Here is a 24360-nt window from a genome sequence, read left to right as displayed (position 1 = left end):
CGGTGAAGCCGTGAACGCGGTCAACGGCGAAGGAGGGAAAGGTAGGCCCAACGATAGTCAGGGGATTTCGCCGAAGGTCTTGCGCCAGTCGCGGGGGCTGACCTGATGGCGCTGCCTGAAATGCTGCCGGAACGACGTGGCCGTAGGGAAACCGATCCTTTCCGCAATCGCTTCGACCGACAAGGACGTGGTTTCCAACAGCTCGCGTCCTCGCCGTAACCGCTCGCTCACCAGCCACGCCACCACCGTCATGCCGGTGGCCTTGTGGAAATGGCGCGTGAAGGTACGCCGGCTCATGGCGGTACGGGCAGCGAGCTCGTCGATAGTGTGCGATTCCGCCAGGTGTTCTCGCAGGTAGTCGAGCAGGCGGTTGATATGCGCATCCTGGGTGGAGGCGGCAACCGGCTGCTCAATGAACTGCGCCTGCCCACCCTCTCGATGCGGCGGGATCACCATGGCACGAGCCACCTTGTTGGCAACCTGCGCGCCGTAATATTCGCGTACCAGGAACAAGCAACAATCCAGGCCGGCAGCGGTACCGGCAGACGTCACCAGACGCTCCTCCTCCACGTAGAGCGCATTGGTATCCAGCTTGACCCTGGGGAAGCGGCTATGGAAATCGCGCTCGGCCATCCAGTGAGTCGACGCCCGCCTGCCGTCCAGTAGCCCGGCGTAAGCCAGGGCATAGGTGCCGTAACAGAGTCCCACCACATGGGCGCCCCGCTCATGACAGCGAACGAGCGCCTCGGCCAACTCTGGCGGCGGCGCTTCATTCAGGTCATGCCAGCCAGGCACCACCGCGATATCCACCCAGTCCAGCAGCTCCAGGCCGCCGTCGGGCCGTATCGTCATCGCCCGCTCGCCCTCCAGCGGCTTTCCCTCCGGCGCCACGATGGACAGATCGAACAGCGGGCGATCGGGCACGGCCATACCGAACACCGTATAGGGCACCGAGAAGTGGAAGGGACTGATACTCGGATAAAGAATCAATCCGACGCTGGGCGGCAACAAGGCGCGACTCTTGGGATTTGTTCCTCATTATTGTGACATCGTGGCCCGAAAGTTTCGAATATTGTCGTTCAGGCCAATTTTTTGCACAGCCGAGCCCCTCTAGACTGCTTGCCATCACCCCAGCAACCTAATGAAGGAGCATCCACATGCTGATCAAGACCCTCGCCGGTTCCCTGGCCCTGGCCACGGCCTTCATCGCCGGCAGTGTCTCCGCGGACTCGATCGCCCAGGAGACAACGCAGCAGGTGCAGCAGATCCGCAATGCCACAGTGAAGATCACCTATGGGGATACCACTTTCCTGATCGACCCCATGCTGGCCGAGCAGGGCGCCTACCCGGGCTTCGAGGACACCTACCGCAGCGAGTTGCGCAATCCGCTGGTTGGGCTGCCAATGCCGGCAGAGGAGGTGATCGGTGACGCGGACGCCGTGATTGTCACTCACACCCACCTCGACCACTGGGACACCGCCGCCCAGGAGCTGCTGCCGCAGGACATTCCCCTGTTCGCCCAGAACGCCGCCGATGCCGAGCTGATTCGCGCCCAGGGCTTCAGCGATGTGCGCACCCTCGATGGTGACGCCGAGTTCGGTGGGGTGCAGCTCCACAAGACGGGCGGCCAGCACGGCTCCGATACCCTCTATGCTATCCCCGACCTCGCACAAGCACTCGGCGATGTCATGGGGGTAGTCTTCGAGGCGCCGGGACAGAAGACCACCTATGTGGTCGGTGATACCGTATGGCGCGACGAGGTCGAACGGGCACTGGAGCGCCACAACCCCGAGGTGATCGTGTTGAACACCGGCGCCGCCGAGATGACAGGCTTCGAAGGTGACCCCATCATCATGGGCAAGGAAGATACGCTGCGTACCCATCAGGCGGCCCCAGATGCGACCATCATCGCGGTGCATATGGACGCCGTGAACCATATGACGCTAAGCCGTGACGAACTGGCCGATTACGTGCAGGAAGCGGGCATCGAAGATAATGTCGTGATCCCCGCTGACGGCGAGGTCATTTCCTTCTGATCCCAAGGGCCGCCACCTTCATGGCGGCCCGTTTCTCCTACCGCCGCGTTGGAGGCGTTCTCGTCCGCCCCTCCGCAGTCTTGCCAGAGCATAAAACGCTGGCACGGAAGGCGAATGGCTCCCGGACGCGCTTCAGAAGGTCGAGCGTCAGCTTGCCTGGTTCCAGCGGCAGCTGTTCGGCAGCACGTCCGAACGCCTGCAGCAGGCCGGTATCCCGCTCAGTCGTGCCACGCTGACCCGGCAGGTCGCCCGTGCCGCGGCGCTGCTCTCGCCGATCCATCTCGCCCAGCTCGACCACGTGCTGAAAAGTCAGGTGCTGGCCATGGACGAGACACCGATCAAGGCCGGCCGCAAAGTCAAGGGCAAGATGAAGGAGGCGTGGTTCTGGCCGTTGTACGGTGACCACGACGAGAACAGTTTCACCTTCTCCTCGTCGCGGGCCAAGGCACATATCGACAAACTGCAGGCGCGTACCAACTACAGCGAACCGCGGGTCAAAGCCTTCTGGCAATGGTGCGATCAGCAACTCTACCGGGACGACCTCGAACCCACGCATCCGCTGCGTCAGGCCGTCGGGTACGCGCTGAAACGGGAGGCGGAAAACCTGGGTCTGGTTCCGGGCATGCAGATGGACATCGGCTCGCCGCCTTGAACCCTGGCTTCTCTCAGCAGTCCAAAACAAGCATAAATGCACGAAACAGACTCTGCCTTGTGCGGGTTGGTCGACCTCACAAATGTGAGGCGGGCACAGTCGCTTCGAGAAGACAGCAAGTGCAGAATCACAAAGAACAATGACGCACCGGTGGGCAGGGATATGAAAAAAGGGGCAATGGGATCCGTGCAAGCAAGAAAAGGCAGGCCGGGCCCCATTGCCGAACAGGCCCGAGATCTTCACGAACGCACCGCGGCCGACAGCGCCGGCAAGGATGTGAGTAAGGACGGCGCCCGCCTGACCGCGGTAACAACCGACGGCGTCTCCGGTGCCCGCGCGCTGGCTAGAAAGCACCTGGCGGTGGCCGATGCCTGTCCATCCGAGCAACCTACCCTGCGCCCGTTTCTGGAGACCCTGTTCGCGGGGGTCAGCGCCTAGTGTCCGCCCTGGCAATGGAGGCCGGCACCGTGCTGGCAGTGGACGACGTCCACTTCAGCTGGCCGGAGCGCCCGGTGCTCCGTGGCCTGAGCATGCAGCTGGCAGAGGGCGAGCTGTACGCCCTGCTCGGCCCAAACGGCGCCGGCAAGACCACACTGATCAAGGCCATATGCGGCCGCATTCGCCCGGGGAAGGGCCGCATCCGGCTTGATGGCGAGGAGACGGCCTCCAGTGCCGTGCGCCAGCGAATCGGCCTGGTTCCCCAGGAGCTGGCGATCTATACCCATCTAACGCCCAGGGAAAACCTGCAAGTGTTCGCCCGTCTCGCCGGCGTTGCCCGCCGAGATGTCGGCGAGGCCGTGACCCGCGTATTGCAGGCGGCCATGCTGCAGGAGCGTGCGGATGATCTGGTCAGGACGCTATCCGGCGGCTACCAGCGACGCGTCAACATCGCCGCGGCCATTCTTCATCGGCCCCGGCTGCTCATTCTGGACGAACCCACGGTGGGTGTGGACGTGGACGCCCGCGGCTCCATCCATCAGGTACTGCACAACCTGCGCGCCGGCGGCATGGCCGTGCTGCTGACCACCCACGACCTGGAACAGGCCGAGGCGCTATCCGACCGGGTCGGGTTCCTGCTGGATGGTCGGCTGGCCGATCAGGGAACACCGCAACAGTTGCTGCAACAGTATTTCGGCGATGCCCGGGAGCTGGTGCTGGTACTGCGACAGACCCCGGACACGGCCCAGGCCGAGTGGCTGCGGGAGCAAGGCCTGACGCCCGCACGCGCAGCATCCATCTGGGCCGGGCTGCAGCCGGCCGACCGCGGCGGCGCCGAGCATCTGTCGGGGCGCCTGCAAGCCCGGGGCATGGAGGTGCGCGAGCTGCGCCTGCGGCAGCCGGACCTTAACAGCCTGTTTCTCAAGCTGACCGGCCAGGAGGCCACACCGTGACTCTTGCCATCTTCCGCATCATGCTGCTGAACTTGCTGCGCGACCGGGGGGCGCTGGCCATGGCCTTTCTGCTGCCACCGGCGATTTTCGTGATCTTCGCCGCCATTTTCTCCGGCACCAGCGGTGACGCGCTTGAGTTGCGGGTGCACCTGGCAGACACAGTGCAAAGCGAGCGCACGCTGCAATTGACGCAGACGCTGCGCGAACAGTCCGGGTTGCGCATCGTGGGTTCAGCGGACGCCCCGGAAGCGTCCGTGCGGGAAGCGGTACGGGACGCCACGGCGGATGCGGGTATCGTCATCCGCGGCTCGCTGCAAGGCCGGCCCCATGCCGGACAGCCGCCCATTCTGATCATCGGAGACCAGGGCCGCGCCATGGCTGCGGCCATGGTCATGGGTCAGGTGCAGAACGCGCTGGAGTCCGCGTTGCCTGAACTCGGCGTCGAACGGGCACTGGGCCGGGTCCAGGAACTTACCGGTGGTTTCACCCCGGAACAGCAACAGCGTATCGGCCGGATGCTGGCGCAGGAGGCGGATTTCCCGACGGAGCAGCCACGGCTGGTGGGCATGCAGGAGTTGGGCGCCGAAGGCGGGGCGGACGGCGCGGTCAACTATTATGCTGGTGCCGTGGCCGTGCTGTTCCTGCTGTTCTCCGCCATGCAGGGCGCCGCGACACTGATCGAGGAGCGCCAGTCCGGCGTCGTGGACCGCCTGTTGCTGGGGCCGGGCGGCACCCGGGTGGTGGTCTCCGGCAAGTTCGTGTTTCTGTCGGTGCAGGGCACGCTGCAGGTGACGCTGATTTTCGTCGTGGCCTGGCTGGCCTACGGGCTGGATCTGCCGGGGAACCTCTTGCCCTGGCTGCTGACAACAGTAGTGACGGCCATGGCAGTGGCCGGCCTGGCGCTGGCACTGTGTGCCGCCTGCAGCACCCGCCAGCAGGCCCAGAGCCTGTCCACATTCTTCGTGCTGATCCTGTCGGCCGTGGGCGGGAGCATGGTGCCGCGGTTCATGATGCCGCCGTGGCTGCAGGAGCTTGGCTGGCTGACGCCCAACGCCTGGGCAATCGAGGCCTATCAGGGAATTTTCTGGCGCGGCGAACCGCTGGATGTGCTGGCGTTGCGCTGGGCGGTACTATTGGCCAGCGGACTGGTCGCCTTCGGCATTGCACTGGTGCTGTCGGCACGGCTCGCACGGGCCTGATACGGGAGATCAAAACATGTCCACCTGGCTGGTCAACGCCCTCATTCTGTCTGTAACCGTGGTCGGCATGGAATACTTTGCCTGGGCCATGCACCGCTACGTGATGCACGGATGGGGTTGGGGCTGGCACCGCTCCCATCATGAGCCTGGCCGCGGCCTGCTGGAGAAAAATGATCGGTACGCGCTGGTGTTCGCCGGCATCGCTATCGGCTTCATCGTGCATGGCGCCGCGGACCATGGCCCCACCTACTGGATCGGTATGGGCGCCACCGTGTATGGCGTGCTTTACTTCATCGTTCACGATGGCATGGTGCACAAGCGCTGGCCGTTTCGTTACATCCCCCGCAAGGGTTACCTGAAGCGCCTGTACCAGGCCCATCGCATGCATCACGCCGTGCACGGACGCGAAGGCTGCGTGTCCTTCGGTTTTCTCATCGCACCGCCCATTCAGACCATACGCGCGCAGTTGAAGGAAAATATACGCAGCGGGCGCGCCAGGGTTTCGGAGCAATGGCCGGGATGACTGACGGCGGCCGGGTCATGAACGCAGGAGCCGGCACCGGCGTTCTGCTGGCGTTGCTGGTTCTGGGCAGCTGGGCGGTGGTGCATGTGCTGGCGGTTTTCCAGCTGCCTTTACAGGGTTACGGCCTGGTGCTCGCACCCGTCGTTATCGCCGTACAGTGCTGGCTTTACGTGGGGCTGTTCATTGTCGCTCACGACTGTATGCACGGCTCCCTGGCCCCCGGCAATCCCCGCCTTAACCGGCGACTCGGCGCCCTGTGTCTGTGGCTCTATGCCGCCTTTCCCTGGCAAGAACTGCGGGCCGCCCATTTCGATCACCATCGCTACGTGGGCACAGCGGATGATCCGGACTTTGACGCGGCCCACCCCACCGCGTTCCTGCCATGGTATGTGCATTTCATGCGGCGCTACGCCGGCTGGCGTCAACCGGTGTTTTTCGGCACGGTCATGGGGTCTTACGTGCTGATACTGGGTGTGCCCCCGGCCAATGCCCTGCTGTTTATTGCACTCCCCGCCCTGCTGTCGTCCATGCAGCTGTTCTACTTCGGCACCTACCGCCCCCACCGCCACGAAGCAACGCCGTTTGCGGACCGGCACCATAGCCGCAGTAGCGGTTACTCCTGGCTGCTGTCGCTGCTGAGCTGCTTTCACTTCGGCTATCACCACGCCCACCATCTGCACCCCGGCGTGCCGTGGTGGCAGCTTCCGCGGGTTCAGGGGCGGACTGAAGCATAGGATGGCGTTAGAGTCGTAGGACCAGTTCAACGCCTTGAGCGCGTCCACAACCCCTGCCGCGGCGGCGGCTCGCGCCAGCGGCCGACGGTGCGCGCCAGCAGCGCAAGGACGCTTGCGCGCAGTAACAGGCGGACCTTGCGCCAGCGCGAGGTGGATACCCGGCTGTCCCAAGCGGCGGAACCGAGCTTGTGCACACCCCGGCCGATGTCGGCGACGGCGGAGTCGTAATAGGGTTCCGCTTCTTCCACCATGCGGCGGGCGACCCGGGCCAGTCCGGCGCGGTTGGCGGGGTTGCGCAGGTCATTGGGGCCCACGCCGGCCTCCAGCAACCAGTCTTCCGGCAGATAGCAGCGGCCCATGGCGGCGCATCCAGCGGCATCGGCGCCGAAACCGCACGCCACGCATCCCGAGCGGGCTACCGGGTGGTGCTGACGACCCGCTCAGGCCAGACATCGAAGGGTAAGTCCAGACGCTCTGGAATGACCGCTTACAAGACGACGATCGTCCACGATGCCTGCGCCACGCAAAATCTTGAATTCGATGGCATAACAGTGCCGGCATTTCAGGTCCACGCCGCGATGATGGCAGCCTTGGCATTCGCTTACGGCACGGTAACAACCACGGACCAACACATCGCGTAACGCCATCGACCTGTTCGACGCGGCCCCCTCACTGCCGCCTTCGTGGCACCGCTGATGGAAGGCGGCATTTGGGCGCCGGATCACCCCCGACGGTATCCCGCTAGAATTGACGTAAATGAGATGAGCAGAGTGGTCGCCCTCTCAGTTTTTGATCTTTCCGCCAGAGCTGACGCTAAGGTGGGATCCGAGGTTTCATGTGCTGAGCGGGGTTAAAAAAGAATCAACTGAAAGACCGCTTTTGGCCGAGATCTGCCACCACTACTTACTTACAGGGGCAGCTTTTCTTAACCTGGCTCTGATCCACTCATCCTTATCACTTCACGATTCACGGTTTCACAACGAGGCTTGCCCCGTTCAGGGAAAGTGTCATGTCGGTTTATCGCGCCAATGCTTGAGAAAGAGCACGCAGGCCGAGGGGAAATGCGCGATTCCAAAGCCGAGCAAGAACATCGCCAGCTTGTCGCCGCCCTCCAGCATCGGGAAGTAGCGAGCGCTGAGCGCCCAGCCGACGCCCAGCCCGAGAAAAACAAGGAATATGCGGGTGGGCCAGAGCGTGCTTTTTTTCGCTGCGTGCTGCGGCAGTCGGTAATGGGCATAAACCACCAGAAACAAGCTCAGTAACGCCAACATCCATAGCATGGGGCCTCCAAGGTCTGAGCGCTTTCTGCCTGATCGAGCGATATAAACGATTGGGTGTGAGGCCAGTTTATGACAATCCCAGCCCACTCACGCGTACGACTTGCCTGGTCACCGCCTCATCCAATATCCCACGCCCGCTTTCCACTAAGGTAAACCAATGCTTGGCGCGGGTGATGCCGGTATAGACAAGCTCCCGTGTCAGGATCGGATTGGGCGCGTCGGGCAGCACCAGCGCAGTATGGGTGAATTCTGAGCCTTGCGACTTGTGCACCGTCATGGCGAACACGGTATCCACCGCTTGCAGGCGGCTGGGCAGTGCCCACTTGATGGGTTTGTCGGCGTTCGCCGTGGGGAAGGCAACGCGCAACACGCTTCTGCTCGGGTCTTCCGGGTGCGGCAGGGCGAGGGTGATGCCGATGTCGCCATTCATCAGGCCGAGGCCGTAGTCGTTGCGGGTGACGAGCACCGGGCGGCCGATATACCAGCCGCGTTCGAGTTCCCTGTCGCTGGCGCTAATCAGCCTCTCGCGCCGCAGCGCCTTGCCGATGCGCAGGTTCAGGCCTTCCACGCCCCACGGGCCCTTGCGCAGCGCGCACAGCAATTGAAAGCGGTTATGCGCGTCGAGCACCGCCAGCGCCCAGTCGTCATGGCGCACTTTCACTTCGTCGAACGACGCCTCGCCCAGGGCGCGTTTGTCCGGCCTCTGGCGATGCAACACGTCGAGATAGTGGCGATAGCCGGTGGGCGGGGCGAGGTCGTTGCCGCGGTGTTGCCGACCGATGCCTCGGTGCTTGAAGCCTGCCGGGTGGCCGTCGACCACCAGCCGCTCGAAGGTGGGGTCGTCGGCGTCCGCCAGCGGCAGGCGGGCGATATCGGCGTAACGTGGGTTCGCTGCGGGGCCGAACACTTCGCGGATGGCGTATTTCTTCTCTTGTGGCGGGTGGTCGCTGCTCGGTGGCCGGTTGACGGCCTGGGCGAGTTGGCCGATGCCGCTGGCCGCATCGAAGCGGTGGCTGACGCGCAGCATGGCGATGGCCTGGTCGAGCGGCTGGCCGCCCGTGTTTTGGTACTGATCAGGAACCACCGTGCCGGTCGCCTGCTCCAGCCATTGGCAGGTCGCGTGATGGTAGTGGCCACCCTCGGCGCGCTGGCACAGGTCGCCGAGCACCGCGCCGGCCTCCACCGAGGCGAGCTGGTCCTTGTCGCCGAGCAGGATCAGCCGCGCCCGCGGCGGTAGGGCGCCGAGCACGGCGGCCATCATCTCGATATCGACCATCGAGGCTTCGTCGATCACCAGCACGTCGAGCGCCAGCGGGTTACCGGCGTGGTGGCGAAAGTGGCGGGTATCTGGCCGCGAGCCGAGCAGGCGGTGCAGGGTCGTCACTTCCCGAGGGATAACGCCGCGCAGCGCCTCGGGCTCGTCGCTCAGGCCGGCCAGTGCCAGGCCCGCGACCTGCCCGGCGATCGATTCGTTGAGCCGCGCGGCGGCCTTGCCGGTGGGTGCGGCCAGGCGGATGCGCAGCGCTCGGTCGGCCTGGGCGAGCTGCTGCGACTGCAGCAGGGCGAGCAGCTTGACCACGGTGGTGGTCTTGCCGGTACCGGGGCCGCCGGTGATCACCGCGAAGGGCGAGCGGGCGGCCAGCGCGCAGGCGGCCTTCTGCCAGTCGAGTTCCACGGTGGTGGGGAAGAGGGTGTCCAGCGCGGCGGCCAGCGACGCCGGGTTGCTACTGGCAGGGTTCCTATCGTAGGAACCGTCATCCAGCCGGGCGGCGATGCGGGCGCGAATGTCCTGCTCGTACTGCCAGTAGCGGCGCAGGTAGAGCCGAGCGCTTCCAAGGCCTGTCAGCCTGACCAGCGGCGTGCTGCCGGCCTGGTGGTCGTGGCCGTCGGCAATCAGCAGCGGGTGGTCGAGCGCGGCGCACCAGTATTCGAGTTCCAGCCCTTCCAGTACCTGGCTAGGCAGCGGCGGCGGATCGCTGAGGTCGTCGCCTTCCGGCGGCAGCGAAAGCGCCAGGTTGGGCGCGGCCAGGGTCTGGGCAAGATCCAGGCACACGTGGCCGCGACCGAGCTGGTGGCTGGCCAGCGCAGCGGCGAGCAGCAGCAGCGGCGAACCGTCGTTGACTTCGCGATGCAGGAACACCACGAGCGCGCGGTCCAGCGCACGCAGCCAGCCGCGCGCCACCCAGCGGTCGAGCAGGGCGATCAGCGCGTCGATGTCCTGAAGCGCCGGGTGGGGTTCCAACGGCTCTTGTTCCGAAGGTCGGGGTTCGAAGGGCTCGGGCAGATCGTCGAAGAGGTCCTTGATGTCGTTCATGCCGGGGCCTCCGTAGCGCGCGTGGGCGTTGTCTCGCCGCGAAACAGCGCGTCCATCGCTTCGATCAGCTCGCGGGGCGGACGCTCGGCATGCACGCCGCGGCTCCCGGCATTCGCGCCACGCAGGAACACCGTCAGCGAGCCGCCGATATGCCGGTCGTAGTCGTAATCCGGCAGGCGCGACTTGAGCAGCCGATGCAGGGCGAGCAGGTAGAGCGCGAACTGCAGGTCGTAGCGCTTCTCGGCCATCGCCAGGCGCATCGCCTCCGGGCTGTAGGCGGTATCATCCGGGCCGAGGTGGTTGGACTTCCAGTCGGCGACGTAATAGCGCCCTTCGCACTCGAACACCAGATCGATAAAGCCCTTGAGCATGCCGTTGAGCGTATCGGCGTCCAACGGCGCGCGCGGGGTGCTGGCGTGGTTGCTGGAGTAGGCGTCGCGGAGGGTGTAAGCGCTGACGAGAGCGTCCAGCCGGCGGGTATCGACGCGGTGGGCGGCGAACCAGAATTCCATCTCGACCTGGTAGGTGGCAAGCGATGCCAGCCGGCACGGCGTGCCCGCCTCGGGCAGCGGCAGGGGAAGAGGAGCGCTGAGCAGTTCGCCGAACCAGTCGTGCAGGGTGGACAGCCAGTGCGACCAGCCGCGCAGGTTCAGGCGCCGCGCCAGGGCGTCCTCCCGGGCGGCGGGGTCGGCGGCCACGCGGGCGAAACCCTGCTCGCCGGCCCATTCGAGAATGCCGTGCAAGAAAGTGCCGGGGCCGGGGCCTCTTGGAAAGCGGTGCAGGTTGGCGGTGGGTTCGCTGCTGCCGCTGTCGCGGGGCTCTTCGATCACTTCCAGCGCGGTGGCCTCCCGCGCGGTGGCCGGTTCAGGCAATGCAGCGTTCTCGGCGGGGCTGTTGTCGGGTGCCTCAGGTGAGTCACCGCTTGCCGAGTGAAGGGGTGGAACGACGCCCAGCGGCGCGCCGTCGGCGGAAACACGCAGCGCCGAGTAGCTGGCGATCCACCAGTGCTCACGGGCGGGACGCTTGGGCATGCGTGCCGCTCCAAGGGGGCGCTCGTCGCGGCTCAGGTCGACGACCCGGGCATGCGCCGGCGGCGCGGGCTCGATATGGATGCTCGGGCAGGCGTCGCCTCCGTGCCCCTTGAGCCGGCCGAGGGCCTTGCCGAAGTCGTTGGGTTCGATCGCGGCGCCGTCGCTGAGCAGCTGGCCGATGGCGCCGCCTTCCAGGCCCTTGAGCGGCGCCATGCCTAGCCAGGTGGCGTGGCGCGCGCGGGTCAGGGCGACGTAGAGCTTGCGCAGGTCCTCGCCCAGGCGCTCGCGGTCGACAATGGCCAGCCGCTCGTCGTCGGCCTTCAGGCTGATACGCAGCCGCCCCTTGGCGTCGTGCCAGCGCAGCGGTGAGTCGTCCTTCCTGGTCGGACGATGGCCGCAGATGAACGGCAGGAACACCAGCGGGTACTCGAGCCCCTTGGACTTGTGGATGGTGATCACCTGCACCAGGTCGGCGTCGCTCTCCAGGCGCAGGCGGTGGGCGTCGCCCTGGCCCTCGGGGTGGGCGATGGACTCGGCCAGAAAGCGGATCAGCGCGTGTTCGCCGTCGAGTTCCTGGCTGGCGTGCTGCAGCAGTTCGCCGAGGTGCAGCAGGTCGGTGAGCCAGCGCTCGCCTTCACTGGCCGGCCCGCCCTCGAGTAGCCGCGTGGCGATGCCGAAGTCGTTAATCAGTCGCCGCACCAATGGCAACACGCCCTGGGTCTGCCACAGGCGATGGTAGTCGCGGAACTGCATGACCCGGCCTTCCCAGACGAGCTCATCTTCGTTCAAAGCCGAGAGCGTGGCGATATCCAGCCCCAGCGCGGGCATGGCCAGCGCGGTGTGCAGCTTGCGCGCCTCGTCGGGCTCGGCGCAGGCGTGCAGCCAGGCTTCCAGCTGCGAGGCCATGGGCGAGGCGAACACCTTGTCCTTGTCAGAGAGATAGACGCTCTTGACCCCGCGCCGCGCCAGCGCCTGGCGTATCGCCTTGGCTTCGCCCAGGCCGTTGACCAGCACCGCCATGTCGGAGGGCTTGAGCGCCTTGAAGGCGTCGTCGCTACTAAACCCCGCACGGCCGCGTTGACCCTGTTCGAGCAGCTCGACCATGTACGAGGCGCAGCGCTCGGCCATCTCCTGGTGGTAGGCGGTCTTGGAGAGCGGTTCATCGACATCGAGTTGCCACAGCGTCATGGCCGGCTGGGGCTGGCCGTCCACGGTCAGCGTATCCTTACGCCCCTTGGCCTCGACGCCGACGAAGGGCACCGGGTTCTTGCCCTCGGGCTCCTTGAACAGGAAGGCGCCGGGCGGGTGCGCCTCGGCATGCGCGAAGCAGCGATTGACCGCCTCGACCATCTCGCTGCAGGAGCGGAAGTTGGTACCCAGGGTGACGTGGCGGCCCTCGGTGTCGCGGCGCGCGCGCAGATAGGTGTAGATGTCGGCGCCGCGGAAGGCGTAGATCGCCTGCTTGGGATCGCCGATCAGGAACACCCCGCACTCGCGGCGGTTCTCGCGGATGCGGTAGACGCAGTCGAAGATGCGGTACTGCACCGGGTCGGTGTCCTGGAACTCGTCGACCAGCGCCACCGGGAACTGGCGGCGGATCTGCGCGCCCAGCGCCTCGCAGTTGGCGCCGGCCAGCGCGCGGTCGAGCTGGGTCAACAGCTCGTTGGGGCCCATCTCGGCGCGGCGCTCCTGCTCGTGGTCGAGCCGCTCGCGGCACCAGTGCACGGCGTGGGTGAGCAGGTCGGCATGCGGGTCGGGCAGGGCGTTGAGTTCGTCTTGCAGGCGTTCCAGCGCGGCCAGCGCGGGGTGAGTCGGTGGCTCGCCCTTGAGCCAGATCTCGGCCATGCCCTGCGGCGTCAGGCGCTTCCAGGCGGCGGGCGTCAGGCCGGGCCAGGTGGCGACGCTTTGGCACCACTCGCGCAGCGCGCCCAGCCAGTTGGCGCGGCTCCTGGCGTTGAAGCTCTGACCCTTGAAGGCTTTCAGTTTGGCGGCGTCCTCGAATAGCGCCTCGCACTCGTCGACCCATTTCGCCCAGGGCGCCTTGAGTTCGGTCAGGCGCTGGGCGGTTTCCTGCTGGGCCCAGGCCACGGTCTCGCCAGGGGGTGAGGCGCCCTTGTCGAGTGCCGCACATTCGGGCATCAGGTCGCGCACCGCCTGATGCAGCGCTTCGGGCGAATCCCAGTGGCGCACCACGCCGGCCAGCGCGTCGTCGCCGAGCGGGTAGTAGAAGCTGCGCCAGTAGTCGCGTACCACCTCGAGTTCCAGCTCGGTCTGGTCGTTCTCCAGATTCAGCGAGAACAGGCTGCCGCTGTCGAAGGCGTGCTCGCGCAGCATGCGGTAGCACCAGCTGTGAATGGTCGACACCGCGGCCTCGTCCATCCATTCGGCAGCGAGCTGCAGGCGCCGCGCGCAGGCCGGCCAACTGGCCTCGGGGTAGTCGTCGCGTAGTTGAACGAGTAAAGGGTCTCCGGCTGGGTTCGGCGCGGCTTCGGGCGACTGATTGAGCGCGGCTTCGGGCGCTTGTAGAAAGACCTCGGCGGCCTCGACCAGCCGCGTGCGGATACGCTCGCGCAGTTCCTGGGTGGCGGCGTTGGTAAAGGTCACCACCAGAATTTCCGGCGGGGTCAGCGGACGCTCGAAGGCGGCCGCGTCACTCTCCGAGCGTGCGCCCAGTACCAGACGCACGTAGAGCAGGGCGATGGTGAAGGTCTTGCCGGTGCCGGCGCTGGCCTCGATCAATCGGCTACCGTAAAGCGGAAACTCGAGGGGGGCTAGCTGCGTGATGTCGCTCATGTTTTGTTCCCTCTCGGTGTTTCCCGGCGCCCGGCCAATGGTGCCGTAAAACACAGGGGGGATAAACGTATTCCCTCAATCCTTTCTACTTGGGTTCGCCGGAAACAGCGCCAAGGGGCGCACTCTGGATTACCATGGAGGCAGGGCTGGCAAACATTGACGAGGGTGAGTCGATGAAAGCTTTGAGCACCTTGCTTCTGCTTCTGCCGCTGCTCACCGTGGTCATCGTGCTGATCGCGCTGGGCACGGCAGGTCGGTAACCGTTGCAGTGGATCGGGGCAGGCATGACCGCTTACGGTTTTCTCTATTTTGTCGCCCACGACGCCTTGGTGCATCAGCGCTGGCCGTTTCGCTATGTGCCGCGCCGTGGTTATCTCAAGCGACTCTACCAGGCGCACCTGATGCATCACGCCGTGCATGGCCGCGATGGCTGCGTGTCGTTCGGTTTCCTGTTTGCGCCGCCTGTCGCCAAGCTCAAGTGACAGCTACGCAAGCGGCACGGCGGGCCATTGGCTAAAGAGGGCGCCGCCACAGCGATGCCGGGCGCGGTGCGGGCGTCTCGCCGCGAGAACTAAGCGTCATCCACGCGCCGCGGGTCAGTAGGCGTAGCTTGTCCGCCTTGCTGGTCGAGATCCGTTCCTCCCAGGCGTGGGGGCCGCGTGCCTTCACTTTGATTCCGATTTCCCGATAGACGCCGTGCGCCGTGGCGATGGCCCAGGCCGAGCGCAGCGGCAGCGCTCCGAGCCCGCCGCGGGCGGAGTGGTAATAGGGCTCGGCGGTTTCGACCAGGCGTGCCGCGAGTCCCGCCAGGGCCGGACGATACTCGGGGGCGACTAGCTTGTCTGCAGGAATACCCGCTTCGTGCAGCCACTCCGTGGGCAGATAGCATCGGTTCATGCCGGCGTCCTCGACGATGTCGCGCGCAATATTGGTCAGCTGGAAGGCCAGGCCCAGGTCGCAGGCCCTATCCAGGGTGGTCTCCTCCTTCACTCCCATGATCCGGGCCATCATGATCCCCACGACGCCGGCCACGCCGTAGCAGTAGCGCAGGGTGTCGTGGAGAGTTTCATAGCGCTCTCCCTGAACGTCCATGGCGAAGCCATCCAGGTGCTGCTGAGGGTAGCGCTCGGCGATGGCGTGGCGTTGCACCACTTCCTGAAAGGCGGCGAAGGCCGGCAGCGTCATCGGCTCGCCGGCGTAGGCGCGGCGAGTCAGGTCGCGCAGCTCGGCCAGGCGCTGTCGGCCATCGGGACTCTGCCTCTCGGCGTCTGGCTGGTCCGCAAATCCCAGCGTCTGCCCATCCACCACGTCGTCGCAGTAGCGGCACCAGGCGTAGAGCATCACCGCGCTGCGGCGGGTGGCAGGGTCGAACAGCCGTGCGGCGGTAGCGAAGCTCTTGGAGCCGGCCTCGATGGTCTGGTTGGCGTGGGTCACCAGTGCTTCGCTCATGGCTGCTCCAGCATCAGGCCGGCCGTGGCCTTGGCCGAACCGATCACGCCCGGCACACCCGCGCCGGGGTGGGTACCGGCGCCTACCAGGTAGAGATTAGGGATTCGGGCATCGCGATTATGCGGGCGGAACCAGGCGCTCTGGGTGAGGATCGGTTCCAGCGAGAAGGCCGAGCCGAGGTGGGCGTTGAGCTCGTCGCGAAAGCCCTCGGGCGTGAAGTGGCGACAGGTCACCAGATGCTCACGCAGCCCGGGAATGTAGTGCGCTTCCAGATAGGCGAGGATACGGTCGCGATAGCGCGGCCCCTCGCGCTGCCAGTCGATGGGCGCGTTGCCCAAGTGCGGCACCGGCGCGAGCACATAGTGGGCGCTAGCGCCGGGCGGGGCGAGCGAGGGGTCGGTGACGCAGGGAGCATGCAGGTAGAGCGAGAAGTCGTCGGCCAGCGTTTCGGCCTTGAAAATCTCGTCGATCAGCTCCCGATAGCGCGGGCCGAAGCAGACGGTATGGTGCGCAAGCCCTGCTGGTGGCGGCACGTCGAGGCCGAAGTAGATCACGAACAGCGACATGCTGAAGCGCTTGCTGCCAAGCCGTTTGGCTTCGCGGGCGCCGCGTGGATGGTCGCGAAGCAGCTGACCATAGGTGTGCATCACATCGGCATTGGAAGCCACGGCGTCGGCGTCGAAGCGCCTACCGTCGTCAAGCTGCACGGCCGTGACACGATCCTGCTCGACGTCGATGCTCGCAACGGCTGCATTGAGTTCGAGCTTGCCGCCAAGCTCCTCGAACAGCCTCACCAGCCCCTGCACCAGTGCGCCTGTGCCGCCGCGGGGGAACCACACGCCCCACTCCCGCTCCAGGGCATGGATCAGGGTGTAGATCGACGAGGTGGCGAAGGGGTTGCCGCCCACCAGCAGCGAATGGAACGAGAGCACCTGGCGCAGGTGCTCGTCCTCGATGAAGCTCGCCACCTTGCTGTAGACGCTGCGCCATGCCTGCAGCCGGGCCAGCTGCGGTCCGGCGCGGGCCATGTCGCGAAAGTTCAGGAAGGGCACCGCCCCGAGCTTGAGATAGCCCTCCTCGAAGACTGCGCGGGAATAGACCAAGAAGCGGCGGTAGCCCTCCACATCGGCGGGATGGCGCTGGGCAATCTGCCGCTCGAGTTCGGCCTGGTCGTTGCCATAATCGAAGGCGGGGGCATTTTCCCAGCACAGACGATAGAAGGGCGCGACCGGCAGCAGCTCGACGTAGTCAGCCATGCGGCGGCCAGCCAGAGTGAACAGCTCCTCGAGTGCCGTGGGGTCGGTGATCACCGTGGGGCCGGCATCGAAGATGAAGCCCTTGTCCTCGTAGACGTAGGCGCGCCCGCCGGGCTTGTCGCGCTTTTCGAGCAGGGTGGTCTGCATGCCGCCCGCTTGCAGGCGGATGGCCAATGCCAGGCCACCGAAGCCGGCGCCGATTACCACGGCACGTTGGGGTTCTCTCATCGCGGTGTCCTGATCTGGTGGGGGGAGCCGAGTCGTGCGGCATGCAGCGCCTCGCCCATGGGCACCGGGGGTTTGCCGGTGACGATACGAAGCTTGTCCAGAGCGGTGAGCTGTCCTGCATAGAAGCGCTGGATAAGCGGCTCTGGCAGGCCGTAGAAGCGTTGCATGACTTGCCAGCGCTGCTCAGGGGGGCCGGCCAGGAACAGCATGCGGTTTAGCAGGCGAAAATAGCCCTGGCGACGCCACTCCTTTATTGCCACTCGTTGAATGACATCGAACAGGGCCGAAGCGCTCAGGTCATCGCGGCAAGCGATGAGCTCGGCCAGCCGCACGGCGTGGGGCAATGAGTAACCGGTGGTGGGGTGGAACAGCCCGGCGCGCAGGCCGCTGCGCGGCTGATGCTGCGCCTCGCGCCAGAAGGCCTCAATGTCGCCGGCCAGGGTGATCGGCAGCACGCCGTGCTCTTCGCGTATCACTGCCTCGACAGACCAATCGTTGGCACGGGCATAGGCGGCGATATTGTGTCTCAGGCAGCCCGCGTCGAGTTCGCCGTTGCCGACATGGTGTTTATCGATATAGTGCGTGTCTTCAATCAGCAGGGTGTCGGGAGAGAAGGGCAGCACATAGACGAAGCGGTAGCCGTCGCCTTGAGGGACCGTGGCGTCCATCAGGATAGGGCCGCCGAGTCCGTGAGGGCGTGTAAGCTTGAGCACCTGACCGAGAAAGGCCTGATAGCCCAGCGCCAGATGGGGGCTTGATGCCACGCCACGACCGTCGATGACCGCACCGGCGTACAGGATTTGACCGTCGCTCAGACATACCTGACGCGGGCCGAGCTTGGTCACGCGGGTCTTGACCCGAAGTGCATCGCCGAGCGTGGCACGCAGCAGCGTGGCGAAATCCTCCGAGAAAATACTGGCATAGCCGCTTGCCAAGGTGCGCCGCCGCTGAGGGAAATGCACCTCGTGATATGCCCAGCGACAGCCTACCAACGGCGCGACCCAGGCCCATTGAGCGGTCGTGAGGTCACTGTCGTGAAATGACCAGGTATGGTTGCCACCGGGCGAGTCCGCTTGTTCCAGCATGAGCACATCGAGTTCGGGGCGTGCCTTCTTGAGCAGCAGGGCGATCAAGCCGTTGGCAAGGCCGCCCCCGACCAGGATCAGATCATGGTCTGCATTCATTCCTTCATTCCTTGAAAGCCTCCAAACTGATATCTGCTGCCCGCGAGACGCCGCCGGCCGCTTTGATCTCTTCACCAAGGCGCGCCAAGGGGGCGGCGAAGGTGGTATCCGTGAGTAACCTTTCCAGTATTGCGCTCAACGTACGATGGCCGTCGAGGCGCGGCGAGGCGCGCAGCCCCACGCCTGCATGCTGGACTCGCACGGCCACACCGGGTTGGTCGAAAGCGATGGGCAGTACGAGCAAGGGGGTGCGGGCGACCAGGGCGTCCATCACCGTATTGAGCCCACCATGAGTTATCACGACATCGGCGCGCGATACCACGGCGGCCTGAGGGAAGGCGTCGGCCACCTGGCTTGCCCCCTCGTTCAGCAGGATCTCTTCCTGTCGGTGATCAAGCCCACCGCAATGTGCCAGCAGCAGCTGTGCGTCGAGACGTCGGCAGGCCCGGGCGATGCGACGGAACAGCCCGAAGCGGTGGCCTTGTAGCGTCCCCAGCGAGGCGAACACCACGGGCTTGTCGTATGCCAGCGAGGGCGTCGGCTGCCATGCTTCCTGCCGAGCCGGGCGCAGCGGACCGACGTGATAAAAATGCGCGGGCAGGTGCTGGCGGGGCAGTTCGAAGCCCGGCACCGTCTGGCTGATCTGTGCATGAGGGGAGAGACACCCGTGCAGGCCTTCACGCGGGGCGAGGCCGAACGCCCTGGCATGGTGGGCTACGGTCCGCCGATGCCTTGCCATCAAGAAGTCGTAGATTCCTTCACTGGCGGCATAGCGCTGCAAGAAATGTTGGCTTCGGCCATAAGCGAAGGGCATGACCGGCAGCGGCAGGCCGGGTTCGCGATTGACTGGCAGGGCGCACGCTACCGAAACGAAGGGCCGCCCGCTCGCTTCGGCCACCAGACCGCCGGCGGCTTCCATCTGGTCACACAGCAGGGCGTCGATGTGGAGCGCGTCAAGCGCGCGAGGCAGCTCTCGGCACAGCATGTCGGTGGTGAAGCTCATGTCGGCAATCAGACGGCGGAGCCCCAGTGGTCCACCGGGCTGAGCCGCCAATCGCAGCGTACGTGCCAGGGAGCCTGGCGGATGGCTATCGTGACCCACTGCATGGAAGCCAATGCTGTCGGTGTCGAGCCAGCGGGCAGCATCTCGTTGATGGATGAAGGTGGTCCGGTGGCCGCGGGCAACCAGTGCTTCCGCCAGTGTCTGCAGGGCACGGAAATGGCTGGGTAAGGGCGGCGCGATGATGCCAATATGGCGCGGCATGTCAGGTATGTCCTGGGAAAATTACGACCAGCTGCTATGTTTCAGGGGAGGCAAGATGCCGCGTAACCCTTGTACAAGAATCTAGCCCAATGGAATGGCGCGTCAACGTGTGATTTGTTAGTACGGCACCTATGCCGGGCATTGCCTGGCAGATGAATGAGTACAACATACATGGACTTTCCCCTGCCACGTATCGAAGGCGTCGTTCACGACCCAGGCGAATATATCGAGATTCGCGAGCTTATCGGCACACGGCTGGCGGCACTGCTTCCGCCAGCAGACAGCGAGCAGGATCGAGTCGGGCTGGCAATGCGGACAAGCCTGCTCTCGGGCGGCAAACGTATCAGGCCCACGCTGCTGGTGCTTGCCGGACGGGGGCTGGGGAATAACTCACCGGCACTGCTCGACCTGGGGTGCGCGGTGGAGATGGTGCACGGCGCCTCGCTGATCCTCGACGACCTACCCTGCATGGACGATGCTCTGTTGCGCCGAGGCCAGCCGACGATTCACCGCCAGTTCGGTGAAGATGTGGCGATGCTCGCCGCCGTGGCGCTATTGACTGACGCCTTTCGACTGGTGGCATCGATCCCGGGAGTACCGGCTGAGGCTCGCGTGCAGCTTATTGCCAGGCTGGCGGAGGCTTCAGGCATGCAAGGGTTGGTCAAGGGGCAATATCGCGACCTGCACGATAACGCCCACTTGTGTTCGGCGCATGCCGCGTTGACTACCAATGAGTTGAAGACGGGCGCGCTGTTCGAGGCAGCGATGGCCATGGCTGCCATTGCCAGTGAAGCGGGCGCTTTTGCCACCGCTTCGCTGAGCCGCTTCGCCCAGGCACTGGGTCAAGCCTTTCAGCTCCACGACGACCTTACTGACGATCACGGTGGGTATGGCAAGGATGCCGGACAGGATCGTGGCAGGACGACGCTTGTCGCTCTGCTCGGGACGGAGGCGGTGCGATGCCGCCTTGGCGTGCACCTTGAGGAGGCCGAAGGGCACCTGGCGCAGATATTCGGGCCCGACCAGTCGATTCGTCGCTATGTTCATGTGCTGTTTACCCAGCTTGCCCGAAACCTCTGAGCTGCCCCTTCACTCTTTCCCCTTAACTGCCAGATGCACCGGGGCAAGCAGCCGTTCGGCCAGCTCGGCGAAGCTGTCGGGCTGGTGGCGGTTGGCCTCGACCAGGTCGCGGAAGCTCGGCCAGCGGTGGGCCAGGTAGGGGTTGCGGCTGACCTCGCCGGGGGTGAAGTCGTCGCCCTCGTAGTGCTTGCGCGCGGCCTGCCAGGCGTCGTGGTCGGGGGTGATGTCGGCCGGGGTGTCGTTGGGCCCGCGCTTGCTCAGCCAGACAAAGGCGCTGCCGATGGCCAGCGGCAGCGGGGCGCCCATGCCGGCCTGCCAGGCGGCGGTGAGCGTGTGCAGGTGGGCGCGGGCCTGTTCGGGGTCAAGCGAAGGCAGCGTGACGTGGCCGGCCTTGGAAAGCAGCCGGGTGGTCATGCGCTCGCCCTCTAGATGCCCGGCCAGGTGCGTGACCCAAGGCCGCAGCAGGTGGTGCCAGTGATACTTGCCTTTCTTGATCAGACTGCTGGTCGAAAGCAACAGCCGGCAGCGGTTGCCGTCGGCGTCCCGGCGCAGCTCGTCCAGCCAGTCCTCGATGAGTAAATTCGGCGCCAGGTCCAGGCGGACCGGCTCCGGCTCGTCGATAGCCTGCGGCCAGTCCTGAAGCGCTGCTTCGTAGGCCTCGAAGAGCGCATCCATCGGCTCGATGAGCTGCTCGCGCATGCGGCTGCCGAACGCGCCCATCGCCAGCACGCCCTGTCCCTCCAGGCGGTCCAGCGTGGCGAGCATGGCCGGCTCGCGGGGCTCGCCGTCATCGATGGCGCGGCGCTGCGCCTGGATCAGCAGGTCCTGCAGCTGCCAGTTGCCCAGGCCGTCGAGGGCGAAGGGTTCCTGATCCAGGCTGGTGACGTCTTCCCGGTCGAGGAACACCTTGAGCCGGGTCGTGAAAAAGGCCTTGGCGGGGTCACGCAGAAAGTTACCGAGTTGGATCAGTGTGAGCGGGTTTTCTTGCGTGAACTCGCCGAGGTCGCCGGTCGCGGCCACAGGAGCCGATTCGCCATGCGCCTCGTGCCACTCGTGGGCATAGGTGAACAGCCGCTTGTCGGCGATGCGGCGCGCGGCCTGATGACGGACGTCGGGAAAGTAGGCGCGGCTGAACGGCTGCAGCGGATGCACGGTGGTCAAGGCGTCGAGCAGGGCGCTGTCGTCCTGCGCCTGCCAGCCGGCCGTGAGGTGGTCGCGCAGCTGGCCGACCAGCACCGAGGGCGGCTTTTCCGTGTTGTCGACGATGCTGCGGCCGACCCAACTGACGTAGAACTGGTCGCGGGCCGAGAGCAGCGCTTCGAGAAACAGGTAGCGGTCGTCCTCACGCCGCGAGCGGTCGCCGGGGCGGTAGCCGCCGTTCATCAGGTCGAAATCCATCGGTGGATGGCTGCGCGGGTAGTCGCCGTCGTTCATGCCCAGCAGGCAGACGCGCTTGAAGGGGATCGCGCGCATCGGCATCAGCGTGGCGAAGTTGACCGCGCCGGCCATGAAGCGCTGCGACAGGCTCGCCTCGTCGATCTGCGCAAGCCAGTGCTCGCGCACCACCGATAGCGGAAGCTCGCGGGTCAATTCGGCTTCCTCGGCGCTCTCCTGCCAGTCCTGCAGGGCCTGTTCGAGCTGCGCCAGCATCAGGCTGTCGTGGGCGTCATCGCCGCTGAAGCTCTCCTCGAGCAGTTGGCGCAGGCGCTGCACCCAGCCGTTGACGTCGGTGGGCTCGCGCAGCGCGTGCCACTGGCGCTCGAGGGTCTCGAGCAGGCTAGCGAGCGGCCCGGCGAGCTGCGCTTCCAGGCCACCGATGTCGTCGAACGGCTCGATGGTCTGCCAGGGGCCGGCGGCGGCCTCGCCCACGGTATAGCCGAGCAGCAGCCGGCGCAGGCCGAAGGCCCAGGTGTTCTGCTCCATGTCCTCGGGTAGGTCGAGGCTCGCGCGTTGGCGGGCATGCAGGCCCCAGCGGATGCCGGCGCCCTCGATCCAGCGACGCAGGGTCGGCAGGTCGTCCGCGTCGATGCCGAAGCGCTCACGCAGCGCCGGCACATCGATCAAGTCGAGCAGCTCGCTCACCGACAGGCGCAGTTCCGGCAGGCGCAGCAGTTTCTCGAGTGCGATCAGCAGCGGCAGGCGGTGTCGGCGGCCCTGGTCGGAGAGGGTGTAGGGAATGAAGCGTGGGTCGTCGCGCGCGTGCTGGTTCCTCGCATACTGGCCGAAAACGGCGAGGATATGCGGCGCGTACTGGTCGATGTCCGGCACCATCACGATAATGTCGCGCGGGCGCAGTCCGGGATCGGCGCTGAAGGCGGCGAGCAGCTGGTCGTGGAGGATCTCGACCTCGCGCTGCGGGCCGTGGGCGATATGGAAGACGATCGAGTCGTCGTGGCGGGTATCCACCGCCGGCCAGGTCTCGCGGGTCTCATGGGGCGGGCGCAGCTCGCGGATGTCATCCTGCAACTGGTTGAGCAGACGCTGCTCGCCGTGGCTATCGACGCATGGCTCGAACAGGTCGATGCGCAGCGAGTCGGCGGCGAACAGCCCCTCGTATTGCTGGGCATCGTCGTGCTCGTCGAGCAGGCGCAGGTAGTCGCGGCCCTGCTTGCCCCAGGCAGCGAGCAGCGGCTGGGCGTGCAGATGCAGGCCGGCCTCGCCGTCGCCATCGCCGAGCACGTCGAGGCGTGCCGGCATGCCCGCCTTGCGGTATTGCCGGTAGCGCTCGGCGCGCAGCAGGTCCTTGTGCTCGATGATGTCCGCCCAGTAGTGCTGGCAGGGGTTGTGCACGCACAGCACCACCTGGCTGCAACGGGCGATAGCGGCCAGCGCCTCGAGGGTTTGCTGGGGCAGCGACGAGATGCCGAACACCATCACCCGGCGCGGCAGGCCGGGCGGACATTCGTCGGGCGTCAGGGCGTTGGCGGCGGCGAGAAAGCGCCGGTGGACCATGGCGCGGCTGGAATCGACGCCGTCGTCGCCGACGTCCTCAATCAGGGCACGCCAAAGGGCCGGCTGCCAGCGCTGGGCGTCGTCGATCGGGCGGGACTCGCCGCGAGCGCCGATCAGTACGTCCTCGCCACGGCCCCAGGCGTCGAGCCAGTCGGCGCGGTAGACCTGGTACTGGTCGAACAGGTCGGCCAGGCGCTCGGCGAGCTGGTGGTGCTTGCGCAGGTCGCCGTCGCCGTCGAGAAACTGGCGCAGCGGGGCGAATTCATCATGCCCTATCAGCTCCGGCAGCAGGCGCAGCAGGCGCCACAGCAGCCGCGACTTGTCGAACGGCGAGGTGGCCGGCACAGCATTGGGGTCGTTCTCGACGTGGGTCAGCACCGCGCGGTAGGCCTGCCACAGGAAGCGCGCCGGCAGGGTGATGTTGAGTGCCGCGGCGATGCCCGAACCGCCGGTGCCATCGTCGCGCTCATCGGCCGCCAGCGCCAGCTTCATCCACTGGCTGATGCCGTTGCTCTGCACCAGGATGACCTCGTTCTCCAGCGGCGAGAGCGGATGGCGCTTCATCCACTCGACGGCCAGGCCGCGCAGGTCTTCCAGGCGATTGCCGTGGACCACCATGAAGCCGGGGGGAAGGGCAGACGACGACGCGAGGGGCATGGCGATCCTGCATGACTGGATAAATGAGCAGAGGTTATGGTGCCCCAGCGAGCGGCGTGAGCATAGGATAGAAATGTATTGCCGTGTATTGAGCGGAGGTATCGACGCTGAATCGATCCGAGACGCTATGGATCGCCTCGACCTTCAGGGTAGGAAAGAAGCTCTCGGTGCACGCGTTGTCGTAACAACTGCGCTTGGCACTCATGCTGCACACCAGGTCGCGACGAATCACCGGTGGCTGGTACAGGGTCGAGCGCACTCGGTTTCAGCGGCCAAGGATGCTTATCGTTATAACGAATAAAGCGAAAACATACCGGCGACAGTTCTCATGGATGAG

22 protein-coding genes are annotated in these 24360 nt (G+C 65.7%); 11 read left to right on the top strand and 11 right to left on the bottom strand.

Annotation, left to right across the window (positions count from 1 at the left end):
* Positions 1-57: 57 nt before the first annotated feature.
* Entirely contained in the window at positions 58-1011 is a 954-nt protein-coding gene (locus BM341_RS12165; RefSeq protein WP_089796297.1) for a GlxA family transcriptional regulator, read from the bottom strand.
* A gap of 146 nt (positions 1012-1157) precedes the next feature.
* Here BM341_RS12165 and BM341_RS12160 point away from each other — a divergent pair, with 146 nt between their 5' ends.
* From BM341_RS12160 to BM341_RS12130, 7 genes are all read left to right on the top strand, one after another.
* Positions 1158-2036: an MBL fold metallo-hydrolase gene (locus BM341_RS12160; protein WP_089796295.1), complete on the top strand. Its 879-nt coding sequence runs from the start codon at positions 1158-1160 to the stop codon at positions 2034-2036.
* A gap of 172 nt (positions 2037-2208) precedes the next feature.
* Entirely contained in the window at positions 2209-2688 is a 480-nt protein-coding gene (locus BM341_RS12155) for an IS66 family transposase (RefSeq protein ID WP_089796293.1), read from the top strand.
* 186 nt (positions 2689-2874) lie between these two features.
* Complete coding sequence (locus BM341_RS12150; RefSeq protein WP_139233005.1) at positions 2875-3126, top strand: hypothetical protein; 252 nt, start codon at positions 2875-2877, stop codon at positions 3124-3126.
* On the top strand, positions 3126-4079 hold the full coding sequence (locus BM341_RS12145; RefSeq protein ID WP_217646228.1) for an ABC transporter ATP-binding protein: 954 nt from the start codon (positions 3126-3128) through the stop codon (positions 4077-4079). The genes BM341_RS12150 and BM341_RS12145 overlap by 1 nt, the downstream gene beginning before the upstream one ends.
* Positions 4076-5278: an ABC transporter permease gene (locus BM341_RS12140; protein WP_089796289.1), complete on the top strand. Its 1203-nt coding sequence runs from the start codon at positions 4076-4078 to the stop codon at positions 5276-5278. The genes BM341_RS12145 and BM341_RS12140 overlap by 4 nt, the downstream gene beginning before the upstream one ends.
* A 16-nt stretch (positions 5279-5294) precedes the next feature.
* Positions 5295-5801: a sterol desaturase family protein gene (locus BM341_RS12135; RefSeq protein ID WP_089796288.1), complete on the top strand. Its 507-nt coding sequence runs from the start codon at positions 5295-5297 to the stop codon at positions 5799-5801.
* Positions 5802-5818: 17 nt separating this feature from the next.
* Positions 5819-6535 (top strand): fatty acid desaturase, encoded by a 717-nt coding sequence (locus BM341_RS12130; RefSeq protein ID WP_089796351.1) that lies wholly within the window; start codon positions 5819-5821, stop codon positions 6533-6535.
* 26 nt (positions 6536-6561) lie between these two features.
* Here BM341_RS12130 and BM341_RS12125 read toward each other — a convergent pair whose 3' ends face one another.
* Positions 6562-6894, bottom strand: coding sequence for a squalene/phytoene synthase family protein (locus tag BM341_RS12125; protein WP_089796286.1), 333 nt, complete (start codon positions 6892-6894; stop codon positions 6562-6564).
* Between the two features lie 120 nt (positions 6895-7014).
* Between BM341_RS12125 and BM341_RS12120 the strand changes: the two genes are divergently transcribed.
* Positions 7015-7176, top strand: coding sequence for a hypothetical protein (locus BM341_RS12120; protein ID WP_217646227.1), 162 nt, complete (start codon positions 7015-7017; stop codon positions 7174-7176).
* Between the two features lie 366 nt (positions 7177-7542).
* Here the strand turns inward: BM341_RS12120 and BM341_RS12115 are convergent, their stop codons facing one another.
* The 3 genes from BM341_RS12115 to recB form a co-directional block, all read right to left on the bottom strand.
* On the bottom strand, positions 7543-7815 hold the full coding sequence (locus BM341_RS12115) for a hypothetical protein (protein ID WP_089796284.1): 273 nt from the start codon (positions 7813-7815) through the stop codon (positions 7543-7545).
* Between the two features lie 67 nt (positions 7816-7882).
* Positions 7883-10129: an exodeoxyribonuclease V subunit alpha gene (gene recD, locus BM341_RS12110; protein ID WP_089796283.1), complete on the bottom strand. Its 2247-nt coding sequence runs from the start codon at positions 10127-10129 to the stop codon at positions 7883-7885.
* Positions 10126-13953, bottom strand: a complete 3828-nt coding sequence (gene recB, locus BM341_RS12105; RefSeq protein WP_089796280.1) for an exodeoxyribonuclease V subunit beta — start codon at positions 13951-13953, stop codon at positions 10126-10128. Before recB ends, recD begins: the two co-directional genes overlap by 4 nt.
* A 134-nt stretch (positions 13954-14087) precedes the next feature.
* Here recB and BM341_RS19665 point away from each other — a divergent pair, with 134 nt between their 5' ends.
* Complete coding sequence (locus BM341_RS19665) at positions 14088-14213, top strand: hypothetical protein (RefSeq protein WP_281246497.1); 126 nt, start codon at positions 14088-14090, stop codon at positions 14211-14213.
* A gap of 24 nt (positions 14214-14237) precedes the next feature.
* Positions 14238-14435 (top strand): hypothetical protein, encoded by a 198-nt coding sequence (locus BM341_RS12100; RefSeq protein ID WP_245784263.1) that lies wholly within the window; start codon positions 14238-14240, stop codon positions 14433-14435.
* 31 nt (positions 14436-14466) lie between these two features.
* On the opposite strand, the gene crtB is transcribed toward BM341_RS12100, so the two are convergent.
* Genes crtB through BM341_RS12080 form a run of 4 tightly spaced genes read right to left on the bottom strand, consistent with a single transcriptional unit; the run spans position 14467 to position 19334 of the window.
* A complete protein-coding gene (gene crtB, locus BM341_RS12095; protein ID WP_089796278.1) occupies positions 14467-15402 on the bottom strand; it encodes a 15-cis-phytoene synthase CrtB in 936 nt (311 codons plus the stop codon).
* Positions 15399-16886 (bottom strand): phytoene desaturase, encoded by a 1488-nt coding sequence (locus tag BM341_RS12090; protein ID WP_089796276.1) that lies wholly within the window; start codon positions 16884-16886, stop codon positions 15399-15401. Before BM341_RS12090 ends, crtB begins: the two co-directional genes overlap by 4 nt.
* Entirely contained in the window at positions 16883-18070 is a 1188-nt protein-coding gene (gene crtY / locus BM341_RS12085; protein ID WP_089796274.1) for a lycopene beta-cyclase CrtY, read from the bottom strand. Before crtY ends, BM341_RS12090 begins: the two co-directional genes overlap by 4 nt.
* A 4-nt stretch (positions 18071-18074) precedes the next feature.
* Positions 18075-19334 carry a glycosyltransferase gene (locus BM341_RS12080; protein ID WP_089796272.1) on the bottom strand — a complete coding sequence of 420 codons (1260 nt, stop codon included), beginning with the start codon at positions 19332-19334 and terminating at the stop codon, positions 18075-18077.
* Between the two features lie 171 nt (positions 19335-19505).
* Here BM341_RS12080 and BM341_RS12075 point away from each other — a divergent pair, with 171 nt between their 5' ends.
* Entirely contained in the window at positions 19506-20414 is a 909-nt protein-coding gene (locus BM341_RS12075; protein WP_089796270.1) for a polyprenyl synthetase family protein, read from the top strand.
* A gap of 9 nt (positions 20415-20423) precedes the next feature.
* Here the strand turns inward: BM341_RS12075 and recC are convergent, their stop codons facing one another.
* Together recC and BM341_RS12065 are read right to left on the bottom strand one after the other, a co-directional pair.
* A complete protein-coding gene (gene recC, locus BM341_RS12070) occupies positions 20424-24023 on the bottom strand; it encodes an exodeoxyribonuclease V subunit gamma (protein ID WP_089796269.1) in 3600 nt (1199 codons plus the stop codon).
* A gap of 34 nt (positions 24024-24057) precedes the next feature.
* Positions 24058-24282 carry a hypothetical protein gene (locus BM341_RS12065; RefSeq protein ID WP_089796267.1) on the bottom strand — a complete coding sequence of 75 codons (225 nt, stop codon included), beginning with the start codon at positions 24280-24282 and terminating at the stop codon, positions 24058-24060.
* Positions 24283-24360: the final 78 nt, after the last annotated feature.

It is taken from the genome of Halomonas korlensis (assembly GCF_900116705.1).
Classification (GTDB): Bacteria; Pseudomonadota; Gammaproteobacteria; order Pseudomonadales; family Halomonadaceae; genus Halomonas; species Halomonas korlensis.
This window is presented reverse-complemented; position numbering and strand designations above follow the sequence as displayed.